The organism is Bacillus sp. FH (assembly GCF_052216825.1).
Taxonomy (GTDB): domain Bacteria; phylum Bacillota; class Bacilli; order Bacillales; family Bacillaceae_G; genus Bacillus_A; species Bacillus_A paranthracis.
The window spans coordinates 1,521,772-1,546,008 of the sequence record NZ_JBQOUU010000001.1 but is presented as its reverse complement, the minus strand read 5'-3'; the positions used below and the strand labels follow the sequence as shown (position 1 = coordinate 1,546,008).

27 protein-coding genes are annotated in these 24,237 nt (G+C 36.2%); 22 read left to right on the top strand and 5 right to left on the bottom strand.

Features of this window, described 5'->3' with window-relative positions:
* Positions 1–10 precede the first annotated feature (10 nt).
* Positions 11–904 (bottom strand): hypothetical protein, encoded by an 894-nt coding sequence (locus ACTT1L_RS08230; protein ID WP_061132136.1) that lies wholly within the window; start codon positions 902–904, stop codon positions 11–13.
* 182 nt (positions 905–1,086) lie between these two features.
* Between ACTT1L_RS08230 and sigK the strand changes: the two genes are divergently transcribed.
* Together sigK and ACTT1L_RS08220 are read left to right on the top strand one after the other, a co-directional pair.
* Positions 1,087–1,800 (top strand): RNA polymerase sporulation sigma factor SigK, encoded by a 714-nt coding sequence (gene sigK / locus ACTT1L_RS08225; RefSeq protein ID WP_000051382.1) that lies wholly within the window; start codon positions 1,087–1,089, stop codon positions 1,798–1,800.
* Positions 1,801–2,090: 290 nt separating this feature from the next.
* Positions 2,091–2,879, top strand: coding sequence for a phosphatidylserine decarboxylase (locus ACTT1L_RS08220; RefSeq protein WP_001254997.1), 789 nt, complete (start codon positions 2,091–2,093; stop codon positions 2,877–2,879).
* 146 nt (positions 2,880–3,025) lie between these two features.
* Here ACTT1L_RS08220 and ACTT1L_RS08215 read toward each other — a convergent pair whose 3' ends face one another.
* Entirely contained in the window at positions 3,026–3,181 is a 156-nt protein-coding gene (locus ACTT1L_RS08215) for a sporulation histidine kinase inhibitor Sda (RefSeq protein WP_000850094.1), read from the bottom strand.
* A 247-nt stretch (positions 3,182–3,428) separates the two neighbouring features.
* Here ACTT1L_RS08215 and ACTT1L_RS08210 point away from each other — a divergent pair, with 247 nt between their 5' ends.
* The 8 genes from ACTT1L_RS08210 (at position 3,429) to ACTT1L_RS08175 (ending at position 8,558) form a co-directional block, all read left to right on the top strand.
* Complete coding sequence (locus ACTT1L_RS08210) at positions 3,429–3,941, top strand: YqeG family HAD IIIA-type phosphatase (RefSeq protein ID WP_000765311.1); 513 nt, start codon at positions 3,429–3,431, stop codon at positions 3,939–3,941.
* Positions 3,942–3,944: 3 nt separating this feature from the next.
* A complete protein-coding gene (gene yqeH, locus ACTT1L_RS08205; RefSeq protein ID WP_000140795.1) occupies positions 3,945–5,051 on the top strand; it encodes a ribosome biogenesis GTPase YqeH in 1,107 nt (368 codons plus the stop codon).
* A 15-nt stretch (positions 5,052–5,066) separates the two neighbouring features.
* Positions 5,067–5,900, top strand: coding sequence for a shikimate dehydrogenase (aroE, locus tag ACTT1L_RS08200; protein WP_061132137.1), 834 nt, complete (start codon positions 5,067–5,069; stop codon positions 5,898–5,900).
* A 5-nt stretch (positions 5,901–5,905) separates the two neighbouring features.
* The gene (yhbY, locus tag ACTT1L_RS08195) at positions 5,906–6,199 is read left to right on the top strand and encodes a ribosome assembly RNA-binding protein YhbY (protein ID WP_000955224.1); all 294 of its coding nucleotides are present in this window, start codon (positions 5,906–5,908) and stop codon (positions 6,197–6,199) included.
* A gap of 131 nt (positions 6,200–6,330) precedes the next feature.
* On the top strand, positions 6,331–6,900 hold the full coding sequence (gene nadD / locus ACTT1L_RS08190) for a nicotinate-nucleotide adenylyltransferase (protein WP_001226058.1): 570 nt from the start codon (positions 6,331–6,333) through the stop codon (positions 6,898–6,900).
* Positions 6,890–7,459, top strand: a complete 570-nt coding sequence (gene yqeK / locus ACTT1L_RS08185) for a bis(5'-nucleosyl)-tetraphosphatase (symmetrical) YqeK (protein WP_001078246.1) — start codon at positions 6,890–6,892, stop codon at positions 7,457–7,459. The genes nadD and yqeK overlap by 11 nt, the downstream gene beginning before the upstream one ends.
* Positions 7,456–7,812: a ribosome silencing factor gene (gene rsfS, locus ACTT1L_RS08180; protein ID WP_000653200.1), complete on the top strand. Its 357-nt coding sequence runs from the start codon at positions 7,456–7,458 to the stop codon at positions 7,810–7,812. Before yqeK ends, rsfS begins: the two co-directional genes overlap by 4 nt.
* Positions 7,809–8,558: a class I SAM-dependent DNA methyltransferase gene (locus ACTT1L_RS08175; protein WP_001105568.1), complete on the top strand. Its 750-nt coding sequence runs from the start codon at positions 7,809–7,811 to the stop codon at positions 8,556–8,558. The genes rsfS and ACTT1L_RS08175 overlap by 4 nt, the downstream gene beginning before the upstream one ends.
* A gap of 170 nt (positions 8,559–8,728) precedes the next feature.
* On the opposite strand, the gene comER is transcribed toward ACTT1L_RS08175, so the two are convergent.
* Positions 8,729–9,556, bottom strand: a complete 828-nt coding sequence (comER, locus tag ACTT1L_RS08170) for a late competence protein ComER (RefSeq protein WP_442821860.1) — start codon at positions 9,554–9,556, stop codon at positions 8,729–8,731.
* A gap of 77 nt (positions 9,557–9,633) precedes the next feature.
* On the opposite strand from comER, the gene ACTT1L_RS08165 reads away from it, so the two are divergent.
* The 3 genes from ACTT1L_RS08165 to ACTT1L_RS08155 all read left to right on the top strand — a co-directional run bounded on the left by ACTT1L_RS08165 (position 9,634) and on the right by ACTT1L_RS08155 (position 13,190).
* Entirely contained in the window at positions 9,634–10,233 is a 600-nt protein-coding gene (locus tag ACTT1L_RS08165) for a helix-hairpin-helix domain-containing protein (protein WP_000989939.1), read from the top strand.
* A 63-nt stretch (positions 10,234–10,296) separates the two neighbouring features.
* Positions 10,297–10,854 (top strand): ComE operon protein 2, encoded by a 558-nt coding sequence (locus ACTT1L_RS08160; RefSeq protein ID WP_000439783.1) that lies wholly within the window; start codon positions 10,297–10,299, stop codon positions 10,852–10,854.
* A 14-nt stretch (positions 10,855–10,868) separates the two neighbouring features.
* The gene (locus tag ACTT1L_RS08155; RefSeq protein ID WP_061185414.1) at positions 10,869–13,190 is read left to right on the top strand and encodes a DNA internalization-related competence protein ComEC/Rec2; all 2,322 of its coding nucleotides are present in this window, start codon (positions 10,869–10,871) and stop codon (positions 13,188–13,190) included.
* Between the two features lie 26 nt (positions 13,191–13,216).
* Here the strand turns inward: ACTT1L_RS08155 and ACTT1L_RS08150 are convergent, their stop codons facing one another.
* On the bottom strand, positions 13,217–13,351 hold the full coding sequence (locus ACTT1L_RS08150; RefSeq protein WP_000997609.1) for a YqzM family protein: 135 nt from the start codon (positions 13,349–13,351) through the stop codon (positions 13,217–13,219).
* Positions 13,352–13,696: 345 nt separating this feature from the next.
* Here ACTT1L_RS08150 and holA point away from each other — a divergent pair, with 345 nt between their 5' ends.
* Complete coding sequence (holA, locus tag ACTT1L_RS08145) at positions 13,697–14,707, top strand: DNA polymerase III subunit delta (protein WP_442821859.1); 1,011 nt, start codon at positions 13,697–13,699, stop codon at positions 14,705–14,707.
* A gap of 84 nt (positions 14,708–14,791) precedes the next feature.
* On the opposite strand, the gene rpsT is transcribed toward holA, so the two are convergent.
* The gene (gene rpsT / locus ACTT1L_RS08140; protein WP_001274011.1) at positions 14,792–15,049 is read right to left on the bottom strand and encodes a 30S ribosomal protein S20; all 258 of its coding nucleotides are present in this window, start codon (positions 15,047–15,049) and stop codon (positions 14,792–14,794) included.
* Positions 15,050–15,230: 181 nt separating this feature from the next.
* On the opposite strand from rpsT, the gene gpr reads away from it, so the two are divergent.
* The 8 genes from gpr to dnaK all read left to right on the top strand — a co-directional run bounded on the left by gpr (position 15,231) and on the right by dnaK (position 24,140).
* Positions 15,231–16,334: a GPR endopeptidase gene (gene gpr / locus ACTT1L_RS08135; protein ID WP_000662638.1), complete on the top strand. Its 1,104-nt coding sequence runs from the start codon at positions 15,231–15,233 to the stop codon at positions 16,332–16,334.
* Positions 16,334–16,696 carry a YqxA family protein gene (locus tag ACTT1L_RS08130; RefSeq protein WP_442821964.1) on the top strand — a complete coding sequence of 121 codons (363 nt, stop codon included), beginning with the start codon at positions 16,334–16,336 and terminating at the stop codon, positions 16,694–16,696. Before gpr ends, ACTT1L_RS08130 begins: the two co-directional genes overlap by 1 nt.
* Before the next feature lie 210 nt (positions 16,697–16,906).
* On the top strand, positions 16,907–18,730 hold the full coding sequence (gene lepA, locus ACTT1L_RS08125; protein WP_001030957.1) for an elongation factor 4: 1,824 nt from the start codon (positions 16,907–16,909) through the stop codon (positions 18,728–18,730).
* Between the two features lie 131 nt (positions 18,731–18,861).
* Positions 18,862–19,236, top strand: coding sequence for a winged helix-turn-helix transcriptional regulator (locus ACTT1L_RS08120; protein ID WP_001293546.1), 375 nt, complete (start codon positions 18,862–18,864; stop codon positions 19,234–19,236).
* 52 nt (positions 19,237–19,288) lie between these two features.
* The gene (gene hemW, locus ACTT1L_RS08115; protein WP_025991619.1) at positions 19,289–20,428 is read left to right on the top strand and encodes a radical SAM family heme chaperone HemW; all 1,140 of its coding nucleotides are present in this window, start codon (positions 19,289–19,291) and stop codon (positions 20,426–20,428) included.
* Positions 20,429–20,561: 133 nt separating this feature from the next.
* A complete protein-coding gene (gene hrcA / locus ACTT1L_RS08110) occupies positions 20,562–21,578 on the top strand; it encodes a heat-inducible transcriptional repressor HrcA (protein ID WP_000954950.1) in 1,017 nt (338 codons plus the stop codon).
* A gap of 121 nt (positions 21,579–21,699) precedes the next feature.
* Positions 21,700–22,278 carry a nucleotide exchange factor GrpE gene (grpE, locus tag ACTT1L_RS08105; protein WP_000392720.1) on the top strand — a complete coding sequence of 193 codons (579 nt, stop codon included), beginning with the start codon at positions 21,700–21,702 and terminating at the stop codon, positions 22,276–22,278.
* A gap of 26 nt (positions 22,279–22,304) precedes the next feature.
* Positions 22,305–24,140: a chaperone protein DnaK gene (gene dnaK, locus ACTT1L_RS08100; protein WP_000034690.1), complete on the top strand. Its 1,836-nt coding sequence runs from the start codon at positions 22,305–22,307 to the stop codon at positions 24,138–24,140.
* Positions 24,141–24,237: the final 97 nt, after the last annotated feature.

The window sequence follows — 24,237 nt, the reverse complement described above, 5'->3', positions numbered from 1 at the left end:
CTTTTTATTTTTATAATTTGCCTGTTCGTTTTTCAAATGTAAATGTGATAGGAAGGTTGGAAGGAGAACTATCACTTTTAAATGTTACTTTCCATTCTTTAGAGTGGGCTTTAATTTCGAAATCAAGAAGATTCATTGCTCTACGTTTATCTATTTCTAAAAACATATTATGAATTTCTGGTTCCTGCTGTAAATTAAGAGCCTTTAGTGTGACTGTTAATGTGAAAAAATCTCGCCCTTCATATACTATTTTTGATATTTTTGTTTTTTGTGTATTTAACAGTATATAAAAACGGTCTGATGGAGTTAATTGTACAGAGTCATCAGTAATTTCATCCTCCATATTATGAAGTTCAACTAAGAAAGATGTACTATGGGAAGAATCTTTTTTGCTTGTAATCTGTAATTCAGTAGGAATCATCGGTATTTCATAAAAATCATTCCTTATTATGTTGTTGTAATCCTCTGAAAATTTACGGACTTCTTTTGGGAAAGAGTCTTCTTCTTGTGTACTTAAAAAAGTTTTATGTTGCTTTGGAATTTTTTCACTAAACTTAAATGTTTCTTTAAAGTAATAATTGGATCCAGTTAAAAATAAAAAACTACAAATTAATAAAAAAATTCGATAGGGATTTTGAAAGTGAAAGAACGATAGTATACATGTAATAAATCCAATTACATAGAAAATAAAGATAAGTAGTTCTAATTTTGAGTGAAAGGAGAAACCATAGTTATGAAAAAATTTCATTCCAATTATAATTTGAGCTCCAAAAAACAAGGAAATTCCAAATTGAAAAAATAATAAATCAGGCCCTCTCTTAATAACAAAAGTAATGAATGAAATGAAAAGTAAAAATACCCCTAAATAAATTGTTACATTTAATAATCGATCTAATGTGAGCATGAATAGTGTCCCCTTTAATAGCATATTCATATATAAATAACAATTTTATATAATTATAATATAACAATAAAATATTTTAAATGTTGGAAGTGTTGAGTTTTATAAATAAACTGTACAGACACAAACAACCTCATGCCCACATACACTTAGTAAAGACCACTATTTTGGCGGAGGTGAAAGGTTTGAGTCTATTCGCCGCAATTGGATATATGGTTCGAGAAGTGTTTGTTTTTGTTTCTTATGTGAAGAACAATGCGTTTCCGCAGCCATTATCATCAGACGATGAGAGAAAGTACTTAGAGTTAATGGAGCAAGGTGATGCTCAAGCGAGGAATCTGTTAATTGAACATAATTTACGGCTTGTAGCTCATATCGTTAAAAAATTTGAAAATACAGGGGAAGATGCAGAAGATTTAATTTCAATTGGTACAATCGGGCTCATTAAAGCAATCGAGAGCTATTCGGCAGGAAAAGGTACAAAACTTGCGACGTACGCAGCACGCTGTATTGAAAATGAAATTTTGATGCATTTACGTGTATTAAAGAAAACGAAAAAGGACGTTTCACTTCATGATCCAATCGGGCAAGATAAAGAGGGGAATGAAATATCGCTTATTGATATATTAAAATCAGAGTCTGAAGATGTAATTGATATGATCCAGCTTAGTATGGAGTTAGAAAAGATTAAAGAGTATATCGATATTTTAGACGAACGAGAGAAAGAAGTAATCGTGAAGCGTTTTGGACTGGGGCTTGATAAGGAGAAGACGCAACGAGAGATTGCGAAGGCACTTGGTATTTCCAGAAGCTACGTATCAAGAATTGAAAAGCGCGCTTTAATGAAAATGTTCCATGAATTTGTAAGAGCAGAGAAAGAGAAAAAAGCAAAAGAATAATGTACATTACAAGCAGCTGTATTTTAAAATGGGCTGCTTTTCTTTTTGGAAATAAGGAAAGAAAAAGAGTTGTGTTCAGAAGAAATCCATGTTCACTGTTGAAAATGACGGATTCTATCTGTAATATTAGAAGGTGCTAAACAATTTAAGAATGATACCGTACTTAGTTTTCTGCATGTATAATATGGCGGTTCTATATGATATGTGGGAATAAGAACTAATTTTACATATGATATAGAAGGAAAAGAAGGGGAAGCTAAAGTTATAGACTGATTAGGAGGTTCCGCAATTTGCGACGTACATTATATCGACTTATGATCGAACTTACAAATGGTCGTTTTACTTCTTATATATTACGTAAATTTGCACAATCTCGTTTGAGCTCTATCATTATTCCATCGTATGCGAAAGTGTTTCAAATTAATCAAGATGAGATGGAAAAGGGTTTGAAGGAATATAGAACATTGCATGAATTATTTACACGTAAGCTAAAAGAAGGAAAGCGTAGTATTGATACAGATGCATCGAGTATCGTTAGTCCTGTTGATGGTGTTTTTGCTGATCACGGTCCTATTGAGGACACAAAAACATTTGATATTAAAGGCAAGCGTTATTCGATTGTGGATATGCTAGGTAATGAAGAACGTGCACAGCGATATGCAGGTGGTACATATATGGTTATTTATTTAAGCCCAAGTCATTATCATCGTATTCATAGTCCGCTTTCTGGTTCTGTGACTGAAAGATTTGTACTCGGTAGAAAATCATATCCGGTAAATGCAGCTGGTATGGAATACGGGAAAGAACCATTGTCAAAAAACTATCGCTCCGTTACAGAAGTGAATAGTGACGGTGAACATATGGCGCTTGTAAAAGTAGGAGCTATGTTTGTAAATAGTATTGAGCTGCTGCATGAAAGAGACACTGTTCAAAAAGGTGAAGAAATGGCATACTTTACATTCGGTTCAACAGTTGTGTTATTGTTTGAAAAAGATATGATAGAAGTAGTGCAAGAATTGAAGAGTGGACAAGAGCTTCGCCTTGGTGAAAAGATTGCTACTCGATTGGCTCATAAGTAAAAAAGATTTTATAACTGTAAGCAAGATTTATGGACAAAGATGCGTAATGATGAAATTCCCTAGATGGGAGTACTTGTTTATTCGAGAGCCATCGCAGGATGGCTCTTTTTACAAGTTAGTTAATTAAAATTCCTCTTTATATGTAATCAAGACGATTTGACAAGCTTGTCCTCTAATGAGCGTCTAATAATTTCTTGTTTTATAAGTAAAATGAAGTCGGGATTTAATTTTAGTTCTTTTGCTTTATAATAAGACTCAGTGAGTAACTCAGTAGATAACTGTTCCATATGTTTTGTTTTCAAGGTGAGTCACCTCCTAATAATATAAGGATTGATTCGTTGTTGCATTTAATGTACCAAAAAAATATGACAGTCACAAACGGGTGGTTATCCACATACCTAGGTGGATAAAATGTGTATAGATTGTTAGTAAATTCCAAATTAACTGAACTATTAATGTGGAAAATGTGTACAATTTTATCCACAGGCCATATATCGAAATATGTTGTCGAAAAATTTTTATGAAAACTCCTCAAAGAGGTGAAAGAAATTGAAACTATTTTTACCAAATGAATATGTGAAAAATGTATATCATGTTCAACCAGAAGATTTGAAGAAACGTGGAATTAAAGGTGTTATTACTGATTTAGATAACACTTTAATTGAATGGGATCGTCCAAATGCAACGCCACAACTTGAAGAATGGTTTTTGAAAATGAAAGAGCAAGGCATTCAAGTAACGGTCGTTTCAAATAATAATGAGCAACGAGTGAAAGATTTTGCTGATCCATTAGGCATTCCATTTATTCATAGTGCGCGTAAGCCATTTGTCCGTGCGTTTAAGCGTGCGATACGAGAGATGCAGTTGCAACCAGATGAAGTTGTAGTAATTGGGGATCAGTTACTGACAGATGTGTTAGGTGGAAACCGAGTTGGACTGCATACAATTTTAGTTGTACCAGTAGCACAAACAGACGGATTAGTAACGCGCTTTAATCGAAAAATTGAACGAAGAATTATGAGAAACATGAAGAAAAAAGGTTTAATTAACTGGGAGGAATAAAGTTTGACTGAAACAATTAAATGTATTGGTTGCGGTGTAGAAATTCAAACAGAAGATAAAAATGAAGTAGGATATGCTCCTGCCTCATCTTTAGAAAAAGAACAAGTAATTTGTCAACGCTGTTTTCGATTGAAACATTATAACGAAATTCAAGATGTCTCATTAACAGATGATGATTTCCTACGTATTCTAAACGGTATTGGAAAATCGGATGCGTTAGTAGTTAAAATTGTAGATATTTTCGATTTTAATGGTAGCTGGTTACCTGGCTTACATCGTTTCGTGGGAAATAATAAAGTATTACTTGTTGGGAATAAAGCGGATTTAATTCCTAAGTCAGTAAAACATGATAAAGTAAAGCATTGGATGCGCTATAGTGCAAAGCAGCTAGGATTAAAGCCAGAAGATGTCTTTTTAATTAGTGCAGCGAAAGGACAAGGGATTGCTGAGCTGGCAGATGCGATTGAGTATTACCGCGGCGGAAAAGATGTTTACGTTGTTGGATGTACAAATGTAGGGAAATCAACATTCATTAATCGTATGATTAAAGAATTTAGTGATGAGACTGAAAATGTAATTACAACATCTCATTTCCCAGGAACAACGCTTGATTTAATTGATATCCCGTTAGACGAAGAATCTTCTTTATATGATACGCCAGGTATTATTAACCACCATCAAATGGCTCATTATGTTGGAAAACAAAGCTTAAAGCTTATTACACCAACAAAAGAAATTAAGCCAATGGTATTCCAATTAAATGAAGAACAAACATTGTTCTTTAGCGGATTGGCACGTTTTGATTACGTAAGTGGCGGTCGTCGCGCATTTACTTGTCACTTCTCAAATCGTTTAACAATCCATCGTACAAAGCTTGAGAAAGCAGATGAATTGTATAAAAATCATGCAGGGGATTTACTAAGCCCGCCAACACCAGAAGAATTAGAAAATATGCCAGAGCTAGTGAAATACGAGTTTAATATTCGTGAACCAAAAACGGATGTTGTATTCTCTGGATTAGGATGGGTTACTGTGAACGAACCGGGAGCAAAAATTGTTGCACACGTACCAAAAGGAGTAAGTGTTTCATTGCGTAAATCTTTAATTTAATATGGAGAGGGATTTATGAAACAATTATATGGTGTAATCGGAAATCCAATTGGACATTCATTATCACCCGTTATGCATAACGATGCATTTGAACACTTGAATATGGATGCCCATTATCATGCCTTTCTTGTTAAAGAGGAAGTGCTAGGGGAAGCAGTAAGAGGTTTAAAAGCGTTAGGTATTTCAGGATTTAATGTAACAACTCCGCACAAAGTTGCGATTATGGATTATTTGGATGAGATTGACCCGCTAGCAAAACAAATTGGTGCAGTAAATACGGTGGTTCATAAGGATGGGAAATTGATTGGCTACAATACAGATGGAATTGGTTTTGTCAAAGCGCTACAGTCAATTAGTAGTGAACCACTTCAAGAGAAACGTATTTTATTGCTTGGCGCAGGTGGTGCTAGTCGAGCTATTTATTTTTCACTTGCTGATGTAGGTGTGAAAGAGATTGATGTAGCGAATCGTACAGTAGATAAGGCGAAAGAACTTATTACTGCATGTACGGCTACTGTTCATTCTGTTGCTTTATCGTTAGAGGAAGCAACAGAAGAACAAGAGAATTATGATATTATCATTCAGACGACAACGATAGGTATGCATCCACGTGTCGAACATACGCCGTTACAAATTTCTTCGTTGAAAAAGGGAACGATTGTATCAGATATAATTTATAATCCATTTGAAACGAAAATTTTATGTGAGGCGAAAGAGCAAGGTGCAATCATTCAAAATGGTATTGATATGTTTGTTTATCAAGGAGCGCTTGCATTTGAAATGTGGACAGGTTGCGTACCGAATATTGAACGAATGAAACAATTAGTTATAAGAAAGCTTGGAGGCTAACATATATGTTAACAGGAAAACAAAAAAGATTTTTACGTGCACAAGCACATCATTTAACACCAATTTTTCAAGTAGGAAAAGGCGGAGTAAATGAAAATATGATTAAACAAATTGCAGATACTTTAGAAGCTCGTGAGTTATTTAAAGTAAGTGTGCTACAAAACTGTGAATTCGATCGCCGTGAAGTTGCAGAAGAGCTTGCAAAAGGTGCACGTGCGGAAATCGTTCAAGTAATTGGAAGTACAATTGTTTTATACAAAGAATCAAGAGAAAACAAGCAAATTAAACTTCCTCGATAAAAATAGTATATGTTATTTTTATCACTAGTAATGGTGTAGAGATCGAAACCAATTGAACTTTTATTAACAGTAAACTCTCTTCGGATGGAAATGAAGAGAGTTGCTGTATGTAAAAGGAAGGGGCGTTTCTTTTGAGAAAAATTGGCATCATTGGCGGTACATTTGATCCGCCACATTATGGACATTTGCTCATTGCAAATGAAGTATATCATGCTTTGAATTTAGAAGAAGTATGGTTCTTACCGAACCAAATTCCGCCGCATAAACAAGGGCGGAATATTACAAGTGTAGAAAGTCGCTTACAAATGTTAGAACTTGCGACTGAGGAAGAGGAACATTTTTCTATTTGTTTAGAAGAGCTAAGCAGGAAGGGCCCATCTTATACGTATGACACTATGCTACAATTAACGAAGAAGCATCCGGATGTGCAGTTTCACTTTATTATTGGTGGAGATATGGTTGAGTATTTACCGAAGTGGTATAACATTGAAGCGTTACTTGATCTTGTAACGTTTGTTGGGGTTGCAAGACCGGGTTATACATTGCATACACCTTATCCTATCACCACTGTGGAAATTCCGGAGTTTGCAGTTTCTTCATCTTTATTACGTGAGAGATATAAAGAGAAGAAAACATGCAAATATTTACTTCCTGAAAAAGTACAGGTATATATCGAGAGGAATGGGTTGTATGAATCGTGAGGAAGCACTTCATATTGTGAAACAACAAATGCATGAAAAACGTTATATACACACAATTGGTGTAATGGAGACGGCAATTGAACTTGCTAAATTATACGGTGTGGATGAAAAAAAGGCTGAAGTTGCAGCTATATTCCATGATTATGCGAAGTGTAGAGCGATTTCAGAGATGGAAGAGATCATTAAAAGTGAAGGTTTGCCGAAAGATTTACTTTGTTATAACAAAGAGTTATGGCATGCACCTGTTGGGGCATACTTAGTAGAAAAAGAAGTAGGTATTACAGATCCTGAAATCCTGCAAGCTATTACATATCATACAAGTGGTCATGAGAAAATGACGATGTTAGATAAAGTAATTTATGTAGCTGATTACATTGAGCCTGGGCGAAAGTTTCCAGGGGTGGAGGAAGCTCGTAAACTCGCATATACGGATATAGATCAAGCTTTATTATTTGCGCTAAAGAGAACAATTCAATTTTTAATGGAAAAAGATCAAACGATTTATCCATTAACATTCCAAACATACAATGCAGTTATCAAGGAGGAAATGAGTAAATGAAAGATAAAGATTTATTAGTATTAGCAGCAAAAGCAGCTGATGATAAGAGAGCAGAAGATATGGTTGTCCTAAATATGCAAGGTATTTCACCAATTGCAGATTATTTCATTATTTGTCACGGTAACTCAGATAAGCAAGTGCAAGCAATTGCACGTGAAATTAAAGCGAAAGCACACGAGTTCCAAATCGACGTACAACGTATGGAAGGTTTTGACGAAGCTCGCTGGGTATTAGTTGATCTTGGAGATGTAGTTGCTCATGTATTCCATAAAGATGAGCGTAATCACTATAATTTAGAGCGTCTATGGGGCGATGTGCCACGTGAAGATATTACAGAAGAGTTAGGCCAATGAACTACGAACAATTTGCGTTGCTGTACGATGAACTAATGAATGATGTCCCTTATGATAAATGGGTGGAATTCACAGAGGAAAGCTTGCAGCAAGCGGATATGAAAGAGGCGAAGATTCTTGATGTAGCATGCGGTACTGGTAATGTAACGCTTCCGCTTGTACAAAAGGGTTACGATGTAATCGGTGTCGATCTTTCGGAAGAAATGTTAGCAGTCGCACAGCAAAAACTAGGCGAGGCAGGATATTTTATTCCTTTTTACCAACAAGATATGCGGGAGCTTGATGTTCCAGGTGAGTTTGACTGTGTAACGATCTTTTGTGATTCATTAAACTATGTATTGCAAGAAGATGGAGTGCAAGAAACATTCCGAAGAGTGTTTCATCATTTACGTCAAGATGGTTTGTTTTTATTTGATGTACATTCTTTATATAAAATACATCATGTATTTCAAAATGAAACATACACAGTGAATGGAGAAGAAATATCTCTTATTTGGAATTGCTTCCCTGGTGAAGATTCAAACAGTGTAGAACATGATTTAACATTCTTTGTTCAAGACCCAGAAGAAGATGTGTACCATCGTTTTGACGAATGTCACGTACAACGTGCATATCCGGTTGAAGAGTTAACGAAATGGCTTGAAGAAGCTGGTTTTACAGTGCTTCGTGTAACTGGTGACTTTGAGCGACTTGAAGTTACAGAACAAACAGAGCGTATTTTCTTCATGGCGAAGAAAAACGGATAAAACAAAAGCAACCGAGAAGGTTGCTTTTGTTTTGTGAAGAAGCTGTAATTTTAGTTCTAGGATAATAAGAAAATGACATACGTGAATTGTGAAAATGCTAGTTTAAGTAAAATGTAATGTGAAAAATTAAGTATTTATAAAAAGGATTTGGAATGACGATGACGTATTTATTATGTGTGTTTATTGAATTGCTGATCAACGCATTTTAAATCTTCATCAAATTTCTCGTGTGTCCGCTCGATTAATTTATGAAACATATCTCCAACATGTTCTTCTAAAACCCGAATACCTTCTCCTGTAACGCCGCCTTTCACACATACTTTTTCTTGTAAAGTAGGCAATGTGAAAATTCCTTTTTCGAGTAGTTTCCCCATTCCGACGACCATTTCACTTACTAAAGTAGTGGCTTCTTCATGTGTAATATTTGTTTTATCTACAGCAGCATTAATGAAACATTGTAATAAATAACTAAAGAATGCAGGGCCGCAGCTTGCTATATCAGATGAAACGCGCGTTATATCTTCTTCTATTACAAGGGGAGTAGAAATGTTTTTGAATAAGCGAAATAGTTTTTGTTGCCATTCTTCAGAGCAGTTAATTCCAAATGTAAATAGTGATGCGCCGGATAGGGCGCGGTTTGTAATGCTCGGAATAATACGAGCAACATGGCAAGGTACAAGTGTCTCTAATTGTGATGGAGATATTGGACTTGTGATAGAAACTAAGCACTTTTCATCAGAAAAATGTTCGGCGTATTTTTGTAAGATTGGGTATATATCTATCGGCTTTACACAAATAAAAATAAGATGCGATCGTTCGATTACCTCATCAATAGTTTTGGCTATATGAACAGAAGGGTGTTTTTCCTTTATATGATATGCTTTGGCGGGCGTCCGATTAATGATCGTAAGGCACGAAGGTTTGACAGCACGGGTTTCTAAAAATGCATCGATTAGTATATTCCCCATGTTTCCTGTCCCTATAATTCCTATGTTCAATGTTTCATCCCTCCTTCGTAACAGCTTTCTCCTAAACAATATGAATGATGTTATAAATTTATGATTAGAGGTGAAAAATGATGTGGGATTTTCCAAAGAAATGGTTAGGATTAGTTGCTATTATTGGAACTGTGCTTTTTCTTATTTTCTGGAAAACGAATGAGCATACAGAGCGATCAGTTATTGCAACGGATGTTCAAGCGAAAGATATAGAGAAGAAAAGTAAACCGAAAATATCGGATACAAAGCAGCAGAAAAAAATAATTGTAATTGATATGAAAGGGGCTGTTGTTAAAGAGGGGGTGTATGAAATGAAAGAAGGGGACCGGGTCAAGGATGCTATTGAAAAAGCAGGTGGTTTTTTGCCTGAGGCAGATAGGATGAAGGTAAATTTAGCACAAATGGTACAAGACCAAATGATTCTTTACGTACCGAATAAAAACGAACAAGTGCAAGAAGTAGCTGCTGTTTCAAAGGGAGAGGGAAAAGTTCAAATAAATGCAGCTTCTAAAGAACAACTTGAAAAAATTACAGGTATTGGTTCTCGGAAAGCAGAAAGTATTTTGAAATATCGAGAGGAACATGGTCCGTTTCAAAAAATAGAAGATTTGTTAGAGATTGATGGGATTGGTGTGAAGTCTTTGGAGAAAATAAAAGATCAAATTATTATTCCGTAAAAGATTGACGAAGTTTTTCTTCATTCGCTACACTACAAGTAGACAAAAAAGTAGGTGAAGAATATGGAACGAATTTCATGGGATCAATATTTTATGACGCAAAGCCATTTGTTATCTTTACGTAGTACATGTACAAGGCTTGCAGTAGGAGCGACAATTGTTCGTGATAAACGAATTATTGCTGGTGGATATAATGGTTCAATTAAAGGTGGTGTACATTGTATAGATGATGGATGCTACGTTATTGACAATCATTGTGTTCGTACAATTCACGCAGAAATGAATGCTTTATTACAATGTGCAAAATTTGGTGTGAAAACGGAGGAAGCGGAAATTTATGTTACGCATTTTCCTTGTTTACAATGTTGTAAGGCGATTATTCAAAGTGGTATTACAGCAGTTTATTATGCACAGGATTATAAAAATCATCCGTATGCCGTAGAGTTATTTGAAAAAGCGAATGTAACGGTGAAACACGTTCCGCTAGAATATGATATTGCAGCATTAGAGGATCAAAAACGTCATATGGAGTTAAAAGAACTATTTGCATCTTTAGAAAAAGAGAACTTATCAATGGAAGAATTACAGCATGTATTCACGAAAGCAAAAATGATGCTATAAGGAGTGGGTATGAGTTGCAAGGACAATGGGGCTATGTTGCAATCTCATTTATAATAGGGATTGCAATTGCCTTCTCCTCTTCAGTTGTATTGCTAACTTGTTGTCTCGTTGTATATGTTTTCTTTTGTTTATATCGTACTTCGCGTAAAACCTTCTTTTATTGTATGATAGCGTGTTTTAGTGGCGCTATGTACACCGCGTATGTTCAAGGGCAAAACAAGCCTCTGAGAGAGTCCTATGAAGCTACAAGAGGAGTGATACATACTACACCTCTTATTAACGGCGATCGCCTCTCATTTCAAGTTGAAGATCAGAATAAAAATATAGTGCAGTTAAGTTACAAAATGAAATCAGCCTCGGAAAAGAAACAAATGCGACAATTACATGCAGGAGTATCATGTGTATTCGAAGGTGAGAGGAAAGAACCACAAATAGCTCGGAATTTTCATGGTTTTAATTATCGTGATTATTTATATAAGCAAAATATTCATTTCATATTGGACGCTACATATATTTCTGAATGCCATAAAATATCGTTGTCACTGGTGCAGTGGATTCTTCTTTTGAGGCAACAAGCAATCTCAGAAGTTACAGAAATGTTTCCAGAACAATCAGGTGCTTTTATGAATGCATTAGTATTTGGTGATAGACAACAAATGACATTTGAAGTTGAAGAGCAATATCAACAATTCGGTCTCGTGCATTTGTTGGCGATTTCAGGATCGCATATCGTATTGTTAATGGTAATCGTGTATTTTATTTTGCTAAGAAGCGGTGTGACAAGGGAGGTAGCGACAGTATGTCTTATCTTCTGCATTCCTCTATATATGATTTTAGCAGGAGCGTCACCATCTGTTATAAGAGCTTCTATAACAGGAGTTTTCATGTTAATTGCTTTTATGTGTTCTATTCGTTTATCTAGCTTAGATGCTTTAAGTATAACAGCTATATGTATGCTTATATTTGATCCATATCTCGTGTTTAATATTGGTTTTCAGTTTTCTTTCGTCGGTAGTTTTGCTTTACTTTTATCTGCCCCGCTTTTACTAGAGAGTGGTAATGGAGTAATTCGAAATTCTATTTATATTTCTCTTATTTCACAGCTCGTTAGTACTCCGATTTTGTTATATCACTTCGGTTATTTTTCTCCATATAGTATTTTCTTAAATATCCTATACGTTCCGTTTTTATCTCTCGTTGTATTGCCGTGCAGTATTGTTATTTTGATATGTATACCGATCATTCCGTTTCTGGCAAAAAGGCTTGGGAATGTATTATCAATAGGTTTGAATCTTTCTAATGATTTTTTAAGTTATTGCGAAAACTTACCATTTACCCGTCTTAATTTCGGACAAACACCTATACTTCTTGTAGCCCTATATTGCGTGAGTATTATTAGTATATTGATGGTTTGGGAAAGGCGAATGACGAAGGGGATTCTGTTTATATCTGCGGGTGTATTTCTTTTTATTAGTACATGCCATTATGTATATCCGTATTTTCGAGAAAGTGGGAGTGTTACCTTTCTCGATGTTGGACAGGGAGATGCAATATTAATTCGCCTCCCGTATGATCAAGAGATTTACCTTATTGATACTGGTGGAACAATTCGTCCAAACAAGGAAGAATGGCAACGTAAAAAGCATGAATTTTCTGTCGGAAATGATATTTTGATTCCTTATTTACAAAAGGAAGGTATTAAAAAGATCGATAAATTAATTATAACGCATGGAGATGCGGACCATATAGGTGCTGCACAAGAGTTGTTATCAAATATAACCGTAAAAGAAGTTGTATTTGGCCGAAAGGAACAAGATGCGGAATTAGAAAAAATCGTAAAGAAACAGGCTTTAGAAAAGGAAGTGAAAATAAGAGAAGTGAGAGAAGGAGAAAGTTGGAGCATAAATGGAGCGGAATTTTTCGTATTAGCGCCAACAGGGAAGAAGAGCAGTGAAAATAACGCTTCAATTGTAATGTTGGCAAAATTAGGAGGACTAACGTGGTTGTTTACAGGTGATTTAGAAGAAGAAGGTGAGAAGTTTTTAGTAGCTACGTATCCAGAGTTGCGAGCGGATGTTTTAAAGGTTGCTCATCATGGGAGTAATACGTCATCTACAACAACTTTTCTGAGTGTCGTACAGCCTAATATAGCCGTTATTTCTGCCGGTGAGCGTAATAGGTATGGGCACCCTCATAAGGACGTTATAGAGCGTTTTGAGAAGAGGGGGATTGAAATATGGCGTACGGATAAGCAAGGGGCTATCTCCTATGTTTTTAAAGGGGAAAACGGAACCTTTCGCAGCAAAATCACATATGATGAAACACATAATAGATAAAAAAGACTGCCAGTAAGCAGCAGTCTTTAAGAACCGATAAATTTAATAACAGTTGCAATGATGAAAAGTGTTGCGAAAAAACCAAATGAGACGATAAATCCTACCCCTGAATCAATAGCGTCATTGCGTTTACTTTGAACGTTTTGTTCAAAATCATTCATTTAGAATCCCTCCCCAACATTCCACTTTAGTATAAAATATTGTCAGAAAAAAATCTACAATTTCCATGTGAGGAGAAATAGAGCGTTTTTACTACTTTTAGATCATGAAGTAATGTGAATTTTTGTTTCCAAGCATGTTAACAGTTGGCACTTATACTCGAATTTTTATTGCGAATAATAAAGGGAAGGTGATTACCGCACACCAATAAGAAACCCGGGGCTTATTGCGTGGCGTTTAATATAAATAAAGGGACGGGTTATATTGCCTGTTCCTTTGTACTTGTAAAACAAAAGCTAGGGCATTAGTATAAATATATATTGCCAAGTTAGGGAGTAGGAAAAAGTATGAGTGATATACATAAAAAGATTAAAAAGAAGCAGTTTGCTCCGTTATATTTACTGTATGGAACGGAAGCGTTTTTTATAAATGAAACGGTAAAGCTTATTACAACAGAAGCGCTTGAAGAGGAAGATCGCGAGTTTAATGTTGTTACATATGATTTAGAAGAAGCGTATTTAGAAGATGTGGTTGAAGATGCACGTACACTTCCTTTTTTCGGAGAACGTAAAGTGTTATTAATAAAATCACCACTCTTTTTAACTTCACAAAAAGAAAAATTGGAACAAAATATAAAAATTTTAGAAGAATATATCGGGGAACCTTCTCCCTTTTCTATTCTTGTTTTTGTTGCGCCTTACGAAAAGCTGGATGAACGAAAAAAAATTACAAAACTATTAAAGAAAACAGCGGATGTAGTAGAAGCGAATGCAATGCAAGTGCAGGATGTTCAGAAGTGGATTGTTGCTCGGGCGGATGAAGTACATGTGCATATTGATCATGCGGCTGTTAGTTTGTTGTTAGAGCTTGTGGGAAGTAATGTAACAATGTTGGCGAAGGAAATGGACAAGTTAACGTTATACGTCGGTATGGGCGGAGAGATTACACCAAAACTCGTTGCAGAGCTTGTACCAAAATCAGTTGAACAAAATGTGTTTGCTTTGACAGAAAAAGTGGTGAAAAAAGATATCGCGGGTGCGATGCAAATTTTGGATGGATTATTTACGCAGCAGGAGGAACCTATTAAATTGCTTGCGTTATTAGTAAGTCAATTCCGTTTACTGCATCAAGTGAAAGAGTTACAGCAGCGTGGTTACGGCCAAAATCAAATCGCGTCTCATATTGGTGTGCATCCATATCGTGTAAAATTAGCGATGAATCAAACGAAGTTTTTCTCTTTTGAAGCATTAAAAAAAGTGATAATGGAATTAGCGGAAGCTGATTATAGTATGAAAACGGGAAAAATGGATAAAAAACTTGTGCTCGAGTTTTTCTTAATGCGGTTAAATCATATGTGATGAAACAAAAAAAGTTCACGTGCTAAGAGCGTGAACTTTTTTGTATATAAAAAAACGATCCGAATGGATCGTTTTTTAAACGCCTTACGCGTTTACTTGTTTCGCTAAGCGAGATTTTTGACGAGCTGCAGCGTTTTGGTGGATAAGACCTTTACGAGCTGCTTTGTCAAGTTTTTTAGAAGCAGTTTTGAAAGCTTCTTTAGCATTTTCAAGATCGTTATTAGTAACTAAAGCTTCTACAGTTTTAACAGCAGAACGCATGTCAGACTTGATAGAAGCGTTATGTGCACGACGCTCTTCGCTAAGTTTAGCGCGTTTGATAGCAGATTTGATGTTTGCCATACTTTTCACCTCCCTGGTGCAATCGAATGACTCGATTCTTAACATAGAACAAGTGATATTCTATCAAACGGTGAAGAGAATTGCAATAGTATATCCATGAAATTTCACGTAAAGGAAAGAATGACCTTATATAACTTTGGGAAATCTAACGATATTTACTATGAATGACGGAGGAGATACGATGAAAGAACCACTAGATTTAAGTAAATATAGTGTTAGAACGGACCTTGCTGTAGAGGCACATCAAATGCTGCAAGAGCGCCAAGAAGAGCAACAAGGGATACAAGGAGTTGTTGTAAAAGAGAGGGAAGAAGAAGGTATTACCATTACAAAAGTAACGATTGATGAAGTTGCCTCGGAATCGATGGGTAAAAAACCTGGAAATTATTTAACGCTTGAAGTACAAGGTATACGTCAACAAGATACGGAGCTGCAACAAAAAGTAGAGCGTATTTTTGCAAAAGAATTTTCGTATTTCTTAGAAGAGGTTGGCGTTACGAAAGAAGCGAGCTGTTTAATTGTTGGTCTTGGGAATTGGAATGTAACACCAGATGCGCTTGGACCGATAGTTGTAGAAAATGTATTGGTAACGAGACATTTATTTCAATTGCAGCCTGAAAGTGTAGAAGAAGGCTTTAGGCCTGTTAGTGCAATTCGGCCCGGGGTAATGGGGATTACAGGAATTGAAACGAGCGATGTCATTTATGGAATCATTGAGAAGACAAAGCCAGACTTTGTCATTGCAATTGATGCATTAGCTGCTCGTTCTATTGAAAGGGTAAATAGTACGATACAAATTTCTGATACAGGAATTCATCCTGGATCGGGTGTTGGGAATAAACGTAAGGAACTCAGTAAAGAAACATTAGGTATTCCTGTTATCGCAATTGGTGTTCCGACTGTGGTGGATGCCGTTTCGATTACAAGCGATACAATTGATTTTATTTTGAAACATTTTGGCCGAGAGATGAAAGAGGGAAACAAACCTTCCCGATCTTTGTTGCCAGCTGGTTTTACATTTGGAGAAAAGAAAAAATTAACAGAAGAGGATATGCCGGATGAAAAGAGCCGGAATATGTTTTTAGGTGCTGTAGGTACACTGGAAGATGAAGAGAAGAGAAAATTAATTTATGAAGTGTTATCTCCTCTTGGTCATAATTTAATGGTGACTCCGAAAGAAGTGGATGCTTTCATAGAGGATATGGCAAATGTAATAGCAAGTGGTTTAAATGCAGCGCTGCATCATCAAATTGACCAAGATAATACAGGAGCATATACACATTGATGGGAAGTGACGATAATCATGTAAGCCGCTTTTCGCTTTTATGTATATGTAGTGTGGCTATATGCTTACTTATGGTAATAGCAGGGGTGGCACTTGCAAATCATGGGTTGAAAAGTATGAAAGGTTATCAGCAAATGTCGTATGAACAAATCGCTCATATGACAGGAACAAAAGGTGAGGCCACTGAATCAGAAACTTTGGAAGGTTCGTTTTCCGCTACTGAAAAACAAAAACAATTAGAAAGCTTAAAAAGTTTTAATATTGTAGAAGGAATGGGTAGGGCGATAGCAAGCGTTGCCTATGAAATAACAAAGTTTGGAACAGATATAGTTGTTGGGAAAGTAAAAGGGATTTTTAGTTAAGAGTCAAACGGAGGACGGTTGTTTTACAGGTTTGTAAGACAGCCGTTCTTTAATTTGAAAAAGGTTTGTCTCTTATGGTTTGTTCGCATAAGATATAAATAGAATGATTTGTATTGTAAGCAGCACGAGTTTTCATTGAATCTTTGCTGCTCTATTGATATAATCAGTGCTAGTGTATATTGGCGAGACTATTAGGAGTTGAGAACATAGATGAACAAAGAAGAAAGAGCAAAAAGACAGTCCAAAATTCGTAATTTCTCTATCATTGCTCATATTGACCACGGAAAGTCAACGTTAGCAGACCGTATTTTAGAGAAAACAAACGCGTTAACACAACGTGAAATGAAAGCTCAGTTGCTTGACTCTATGGATTTAGAGCGTGAGCGTGGTATTACAATTAAATTAAACGCAGTACAATTAAACTATAAAGCAAAAGACGGCGAAGAATATATTCTTCACCTAATTGATACACCAGGACACGTCGACTTTACGTACGAAGTATCTCGTAGTTTAGCGGCTTGTGAAGGTGCAATTCTTGTAGTAGATGCAGCGCAAGGTATTGAAGCGCAAACGTTAGCGAACGTATACTTAGCGCTTGATAACAATTTAGAAATTTTACCGGTTATTAATAAAATCGATTTACCAAGTGCAGACCCAGAGCGTGTACGCCAAGAGGTGGAAGATGTAATTGGGTTAGATGCATCAGAAGCTGTACTTGCTTCGGCAAAAGCTGGGATTGGTATCGAAGAGATTTTAGAACAAATCGTTGAAAAAGTGCCAGCACCAACAGGTGATTCAGAAGAACCGTTACAATGTATGATCTTTGACTCTTTATATGATCCATACCGCGGTGTAATTGCGTATATCCGTGTTGTAAATGGAACGGTAAAAGTTGGCGATAAAGTACGTATGATGGCAACTGGAAAAGAATTTGAAGTAACAGAAGTAGGTGTGTTTACACCGAAAACTACGCAACGTGATGAGTTAACAGTAGGTGATGTAGGTTTCTTAGCGGCATCGATTAAAAATGTTGGTGACACACGCGTTGGTGATACGATTACACATGCGAAACGTCCAGCAGCTGAGCCATTACCTGGTTACCGTAAATTAAATCCAATGGTATTCTGTGGTCTGTACCCGATTGACTCTGCACGTTACAACGACTTACGTGATGCGCTAGAGAAATTAGAATTAAACGATTCTGCTCTTGAGTTTGAGCCAGAAACATCTCAAGCGCTAGGATTTGGTTTCCGTTGTGGATTCTTAGGACTTCTTCATATGGAAATCATTCAAGAGCGTATTGAACGTGAATTTAAAATTGATTTAATTACAACAGCGCCAAGTGTTATTTATAAAGTATTCTTAACGAATGGTGAAGACATGATTGTCGATAACCCGTCTAATATGCCGGATCCACAGACAATTGATCGTGTTGAAGAGCCATTTGTTAAAGCAGCAATTATGGTTCCGAATGACTATGTTGGAGCTGTAATGGAAATCTGCCAAGGTAAACGCGGAACGTTTATTGATATGCAATATTTAGATGAAACGCGTGTTACTTTGACATATGAAATCCCATTATCAGAAATCGTATATGACTTCTTCGATCAGTTGAAATCAAATACGAAAGGATATGCATCATTTGATTATGAGTTAATTGGTTACAAGCCATCTAAACTTGTGAAAATGGATATTCTTTTAAATTCTGAGCAAGTCGATGCTCTATCATTTATCGTACACCGTGATTCAGCATATGACCGTGGTAAAGTAATCGTAGAAAAATTAAAAGAATTAATTCCAAGACAGCAGTTCGAAGTGCCAATTCAAGCGACGATCGGAAACAAAGTTGTAGCGCGTTCTACAATTAAAGCGATGCGTAAAAACGTACTTGCGAAATGTTACGGTGGTGACATTTCTCGTAAGCGTAAACTTCTTGATAAGCAAAAAGAAGGTAAAAAACGTATGAAGTCTGTTGGTTCTGTAGAAGTACCGCAAGAAGCATTCATGGCTGTACTGAAAATGGATGACAACTAATAGTTGGAATGAAAAAAGAAGTCGTTTATGCGGCTTCTTTTTTACGTATAATTACTTTTTAGACATCTGAGTAGCTCTCATTTACAATAGTGAGAGAGCTTTTTAGTTCATATAAAGTTAGGAGTTTGTTAATGTCCGAAAATATTCGAAAAGATATTCAAGAAAAAATACAAAATGGCAATTTTAATTGTGAAAAGGAATTGACGCTTTCTATTATTAGTGGAAAGTGGAAAGTTGTGATATTGTGGCATCTTGGTGTGGAAGGGCCTCATCGTTTTAGTGAATTACAGCGATTATTTCCGAGCATTTCTCATAAAGTTTTATCAAACCAATTAAAAGAGTTAATGGAAGATGGGATTGTTGATCGAACAGTATACCCAGAAATTCCACCGCGAGTGGAATATTATATGACGGAATTAGGCATGTCGCTTTTACCAATCGTTGAAATGATGTATGATTGGGGAAAAATGCGAATGGAACAAATTCGTAATACGTTAGAGAAGTAAAAGAAGCCTCCCGAGCGTGGAGGTTTTCTTTTTAGAAAGGTAGGAGTTATTTTTGGTGCAAGCTGCATATATTCATATTCCGTTTTGTCAGCATATTTGTCACTATTGTGATTTTAATAAAGTGTTTATTGAACGCCAGCCGGTCGATCAATATTTAGAGTATTTAGAGAAAGAAATAATAAATACAGTTCAAAAGGTACCGTTTGATAGTATGAAAACGATTTTTGTTGGCGGGGGAACTCCAACAGCATTAAATATGGAACAGACAAAGAAATTATTAAATATTATAAATCGTCGTTTACGTCCGTTTGCCCCGAATTGTGAATTAACATTTGAAGCGAATCCAGGTGATTTGCCGAAAGAGAAATTAAATGTATTGCTAGAAGGTGGAGTGAACCGAATTAGTTTTGGGGTGCAAACATTTCGAGATGAATTGCTTGAGAAAATTGGACGTAAGCATACGAGAGAAGATGCGTTTGTAGCAATTAGAGAAGCGCAGGAAGTAGGCTTTAAAAATATAAATGTAGATATTATTTATGCTCTGCCAGGACAGACGATAGAAGATGTAAAAGAAACATTAGACATTGCTTTTACGCTTGGTGTACAACATTTCTCGGCATATTCATTAATTGTGGAACCGAAAACAGTATTTTATAACTTAATGAATAAAGGGAAATTAAGACTTCCAGGTGAAGACCACGAAGCGAAAATGTACGAAATGGTAATGGATGAAATGGAGAAACATGGCTATACCCAGTATGAAATTAGTAATTTTTCAAAAGGTAATAATGAAAGTAGACATAATCTCACATACTGGAATAATGAAGAGTATTATGGATTTGGAGCTGGAGCGCATAGTTATGTAAATGGAGAACGTATCCAAAATGTAGGGCCGCTCAAGCAATATTTCAATAAAATCGATGAAACCGGATTTCCGTATTTAGATGTTCACGTGGTGACGGAGAAAGAAAAAATGGAAGAAGAATTGTTCTTAGGACTCCGAAAAACAAAAGGTGTATCTAAAATAGCGTTTCAAAAGAAATTTAATATGGAAATGGATCAAGTTTTCGCGAAGCAGTTACAAAACAACCAAGAACAAGGATTGCTTGAAGAGAGCGATGGATATGTTCGTTTAACGCGAAAAGGGAAATTATTAGGGAATGAAGTATTCCAATCATTTTTGATTGACTAATTAAATGTTCCATTAACGTGAAAAAGTTTCATTATTTCGTGACGTTTCCGTTGACAATTGAATGTCAATTTTGGTAAGTTATTAATAGATTTAGCACTCGAAGACAAAGAGTGCTAACAGAGGTGATGATGAGATGCTTACGGAACGTCAGCTCTTAATTTTACAAACAATTATTGATGACTTTATTGGATCAGCGCAACCTGTTGGGTCAAGAACGTTGGCTAAAAAAGATGAAATTACGTTTAGTTCAGCTACTATACGAAATGAAATGGCTGATTTAGAAGAACTAGGATTTATTGAGAAAACGCACAGTTCTTCTGGACGTGTTCCTTCTGAAAAAGGATACCGATTTTATGTAGACCATCTTTTAGCGCCGCAAAATTTACCGAACGATGAAATTGTACAAATTAAAGATTTATTTGCTGAAAGAATTTTTGAAGCGGAAAAGATTGCACAGCAATCGGCTCAAATTTTATCAGAGCTTACAAATTATACGGCCATTGTTCTTGGACCGAAGTTAAGCACAAATAAACTTAAAAACGTACAAATTGTTCCGCTTGATCGTCAAACCGCAGTCGCTATTATTGTAACGGATACAGGGCATGTACAAAGCAAAACGATTACCGTTCCGGAATCTGTTGATTTATCAGATTTAGAAAAAATGGTTAATATTTTAAATGAAAAGCTATCAGGCGTACCAATGTCGGAACTCCATAATAAAATCTTTAAGGAGATTGTTACGGTATTGCGTGGGTATGTTCATAATTACGATAGTGCAATAAAAATATTGGATGGTACATTTCAAGTTCCGTTATCGGAAAAGATATACTTTGGAGGGAAGGCAAATATGCTTTCGCAACCAGAGTTTCATGACATTCAAAAAGTTAGATCTTTACTTACCATGATTGATAACGAAGCTGAGTTTTATGATATTTTGCGTCATAAACAAGTTGGTATTCAAGTGAAAATTGGTAGGGAAAACTCTGCGACAGCCATGGAAGATTGTAGTTTGATTTCTGCAACATATTCGATTGGAGAAGAACAACTTGGAACAATTGCAATTTTAGGTCCAACGAGAATGCAATACTCTCGTGTAATTAGTTTGTTGCAGTTATTTACAAGGCAAATTACAGATGGACTAAAAAAATAAAGAATAAAGAAGAATACATTCGCTCAAGTGATAAGCAATACATCACTGTGTGTAATATATAACTATACTTAGGTAATCATGCTATGCATGATACCTAATACCTTTTAAGGAGGTGAAAATTGTGGAAGAGCGTAACGAACAAGTTGTAGAAGAAGTGAAAGAAGAAGTAAAAGAAGCACAAGTTGAAGAAGCCGTAACATCTGAAGACAGCGAAGAAACTGTTGAAGAAAAAAGTGAGGCTGCTCTTTTACAAGAAAAAGTAGATGAATTGCAAGCGAAACTGACGGAAACGGAAGGCCGTATGCTACGTCTACAAGCTGATTTTGAAAATTATAAGCGTCGTGTTCAAATGGATAAACAGGCTGCTGAAAAATATAGAGCACAAAGTCTTGTTTCAGATATTTTGCCAGCTCTTGATAATTTTGAAAGAGCGATGCAAGTGGAAGCAACTGATGAGCAAATGAAGTCCTTATTACAAGGGATGGAAATGGTATATCGTCAATTGTTAGAAGCGATGACAAAAGAAGGTGTAGAAGCGATTGAAGCTGTTGGTAAACAGTTTGATCCTCATGAACACCAAGCTGTTATGCAAGTAGAAGACAGCGAATTTGAATCAAATGCGGTTGTGGAAGAATTCCAAAAAGGTTATAAATTAAAAGACCGTGTAATTCGCCCATCGATGGTAAAAGTAAATCAATAATTTACATAAAAGTAGGAGGATTCGCCATGAGTAAAATTATCGGTATTGACTTAGGTACAACAAACTCTTGTGTAGCTGTTATGGAAGGTGGAGAACCAAAGGTTATCCCAAATCCAGAAGGAAACCGTACAACACCTTCTGTTGTAGCTTTCAAAAATGAAGAACGTCAAGTTGGGGAAGTAGCAAAGCGTCAAGCAATTACAAACCCAAATACAATCATGTCTGTTAAACGTCATATGGGTACAGACTACAAAGTAGAAATTGAAGGTAAAGAATATACACCTCAAGAAATTTCTGCAATCATTTTACAAAACTTAAAAGCTTCTGCTGAAGCATATTTAGGTGAAACAGTAACGAAAGCTGTTATTACAGTACCTGCATACTTCAACGATGCAGAGCGTCAAGCAACGAAAGATGCTGGTCGTATCGCTGGTTTAGAAGTTGAGCGTATCATTAACGAACCAACAGCAGCAGCGCTTGCTTACGGTTTAGAAAAACAAGATGAAGAGCAAAAAATCTTAGTATATGACTTAGGTGGCGGTACATTTGACGTATCTATCCTTGAGTTAGCAGATGGAACATTTGAAGTTATTTCAACTGCTGGTGACAACCGTCTTGGTGGAGATGACTTTGACCAAGTTATCATTGATCACTTAGTAGCTGAGTTCAAAAAAGAAAATAACATTGATTTAAGCCAAGATAAAATGGCACTTCAACGTTTGAAAGATGCAGCTGAAAAAGCGAAAAAAGATCTTTCAGGTGTAACACAAACACAAATTTCATTGCCATTCATTAGTGCTGGGGCTGCTGGTCCATTACACTTAGAATTAACATTAACAAGAGCGAAATTCGAAGAGCTTTCAGCAAACCTTGTTGAAAGAACATTAGAACCAACTCGTCGTGCTTTAAAAGATGCTGGTCTATCTGCAAGTGAATTAGATCGCGTTATCCTTGTAGGTGGTTCTACTCGTATCCCAGCTGTACAAGAAGCTATTAAACGTGAAACTGGTAAAGAACCATATAAAGGTGTAAACCCGGATGAAGTTGTAGCATTAGGTGCTGCAGTTCAAGGTGGCGTACTTACTGGTGATGTAGAAGGCGTACTATTATTAGATGTAACTCCACTTTCTTTAGGTATTGAAACTATGGGTGGTGTGTTCACGAAATTAATCGAGCGTAACACTACAATTCCAACGAGTAAATCACAAGTATTCTCAACAGCTGCTGATAACCAACCAGCAGTAGACATTCACGTATTACAAGGTGAGCGTCCAATGTCAGCTGACAACAAAACGTTAGGACGTTTCCAATTAACGGATATCCCACCAGCACCACGTGGTATTCCACAAATCGAAGTAACATTCGATATTGATGCGAACGGTATCGTTAACGTACGTGCAAAAGATTTAGGAACAAGCAAAGAACAAGCTATTACAATCCAATCTTCTTCAGGTCTTTCTGATGAAGAAGTAGATCGTATGGTAAAAGAAGCAGAAGCAAACGCTGACGCTGACCAAAAACGTAAGGAAGAAGTTGAACTTCGTAACGAAGCTGACCAACTTGTATTCCAAACAGATAAAGTTGTAAAAGATTTAGAAGGTAAAGTAGATGCAGCTGAAGTTGCAAAAGCAACAGAAGCGAAAGAAGCATTACAAGCTGCGATTGAGAAGAACGAGCTTGAGGAAATCCGTGCGAAAAAAGACGCTTTACAAGAAATCGTACAACAACTAACTGTTAAACTATATGAGCAAGCTCAAGCAGCTGCAGGGCAAGCAGAAGGTGCACAAGGAGCACAAGATGCTGGCGCGAAGAAAGACAATGTAGTAGACGCTGAGTTTGAAGAAGTAAAAGAAGACAAGTAATTCAACTTTAAACATAATAAGTAAGATGACAAAAAGTCAAAGTCAAGCGTGCCTTGGCTTTGGCTTTTTTCACGAATGAGAAGGAATGTGTGAGGGT

Bases quoted from the DNA above. Each gene is read 5' to 3' on its own strand.
- hrcA (WP_000954950.1), top strand. From the start codon at position 20,562: ATGCTTACGGAACGTCAGCTCTTAATTTTACAAACAATTATTGATGAC.
- ACTT1L_RS08160 (WP_000439783.1), top strand. From the start codon at position 10,297: ATGGAACGAATTTCATGGGATCAATATTTTATGACGCAAAGCCATTTG.
- yhbY (WP_000955224.1), top strand. From the start codon at position 5,906: ATGTTAACAGGAAAACAAAAAAGATTTTTACGTGCACAAGCACATCAT.
- holA (WP_442821859.1), top strand. From the start codon at position 13,697: ATGAGTGATATACATAAAAAGATTAAAAAGAAGCAGTTTGCTCCGTTA.
- yqeK (WP_001078246.1), top strand. From the start codon at position 6,890: ATGAATCGTGAGGAAGCACTTCATATTGTGAAACAACAAATGCATGAA.
- ACTT1L_RS08230 (WP_061132136.1), bottom strand. From the start codon at position 904: ATGCTCACATTAGATCGATTATTAAATGTAACAATTTATTTAGGGGTA.
- ACTT1L_RS08165 (WP_000989939.1), top strand. From the start codon at position 9,634: ATGATGTGGGATTTTCCAAAGAAATGGTTAGGATTAGTTGCTATTATT.
- rsfS (WP_000653200.1), top strand. From the start codon at position 7,456: ATGAAAGATAAAGATTTATTAGTATTAGCAGCAAAAGCAGCTGATGAT.
- rpsT (WP_001274011.1), bottom strand. From the start codon at position 15,049: ATGGCAAACATCAAATCTGCTATCAAACGCGCTAAACTTAGCGAAGAG.
- ACTT1L_RS08150 (WP_000997609.1), bottom strand. From the start codon at position 13,351: ATGAATGATTTTGAACAAAACGTTCAAAGTAAACGCAATGACGCTATT.
- ACTT1L_RS08120 (WP_001293546.1), top strand. From the start codon at position 18,862: ATGTCCGAAAATATTCGAAAAGATATTCAAGAAAAAATACAAAATGGC.
- lepA (WP_001030957.1), top strand. From the start codon at position 16,907: ATGAACAAAGAAGAAAGAGCAAAAAGACAGTCCAAAATTCGTAATTTC.
- dnaK (WP_000034690.1), top strand. From the start codon at position 22,305: ATGAGTAAAATTATCGGTATTGACTTAGGTACAACAAACTCTTGTGTA.
- aroE (WP_061132137.1), top strand. From the start codon at position 5,067: ATGAAACAATTATATGGTGTAATCGGAAATCCAATTGGACATTCATTA.
- gpr (WP_000662638.1), top strand. From the start codon at position 15,231: ATGAAAGAACCACTAGATTTAAGTAAATATAGTGTTAGAACGGACCTT.
- ACTT1L_RS08175 (WP_001105568.1), top strand. From the start codon at position 7,809: ATGAACTACGAACAATTTGCGTTGCTGTACGATGAACTAATGAATGAT.
- ACTT1L_RS08130 (WP_442821964.1), top strand. From the start codon at position 16,334: ATGGGAAGTGACGATAATCATGTAAGCCGCTTTTCGCTTTTATGTATA.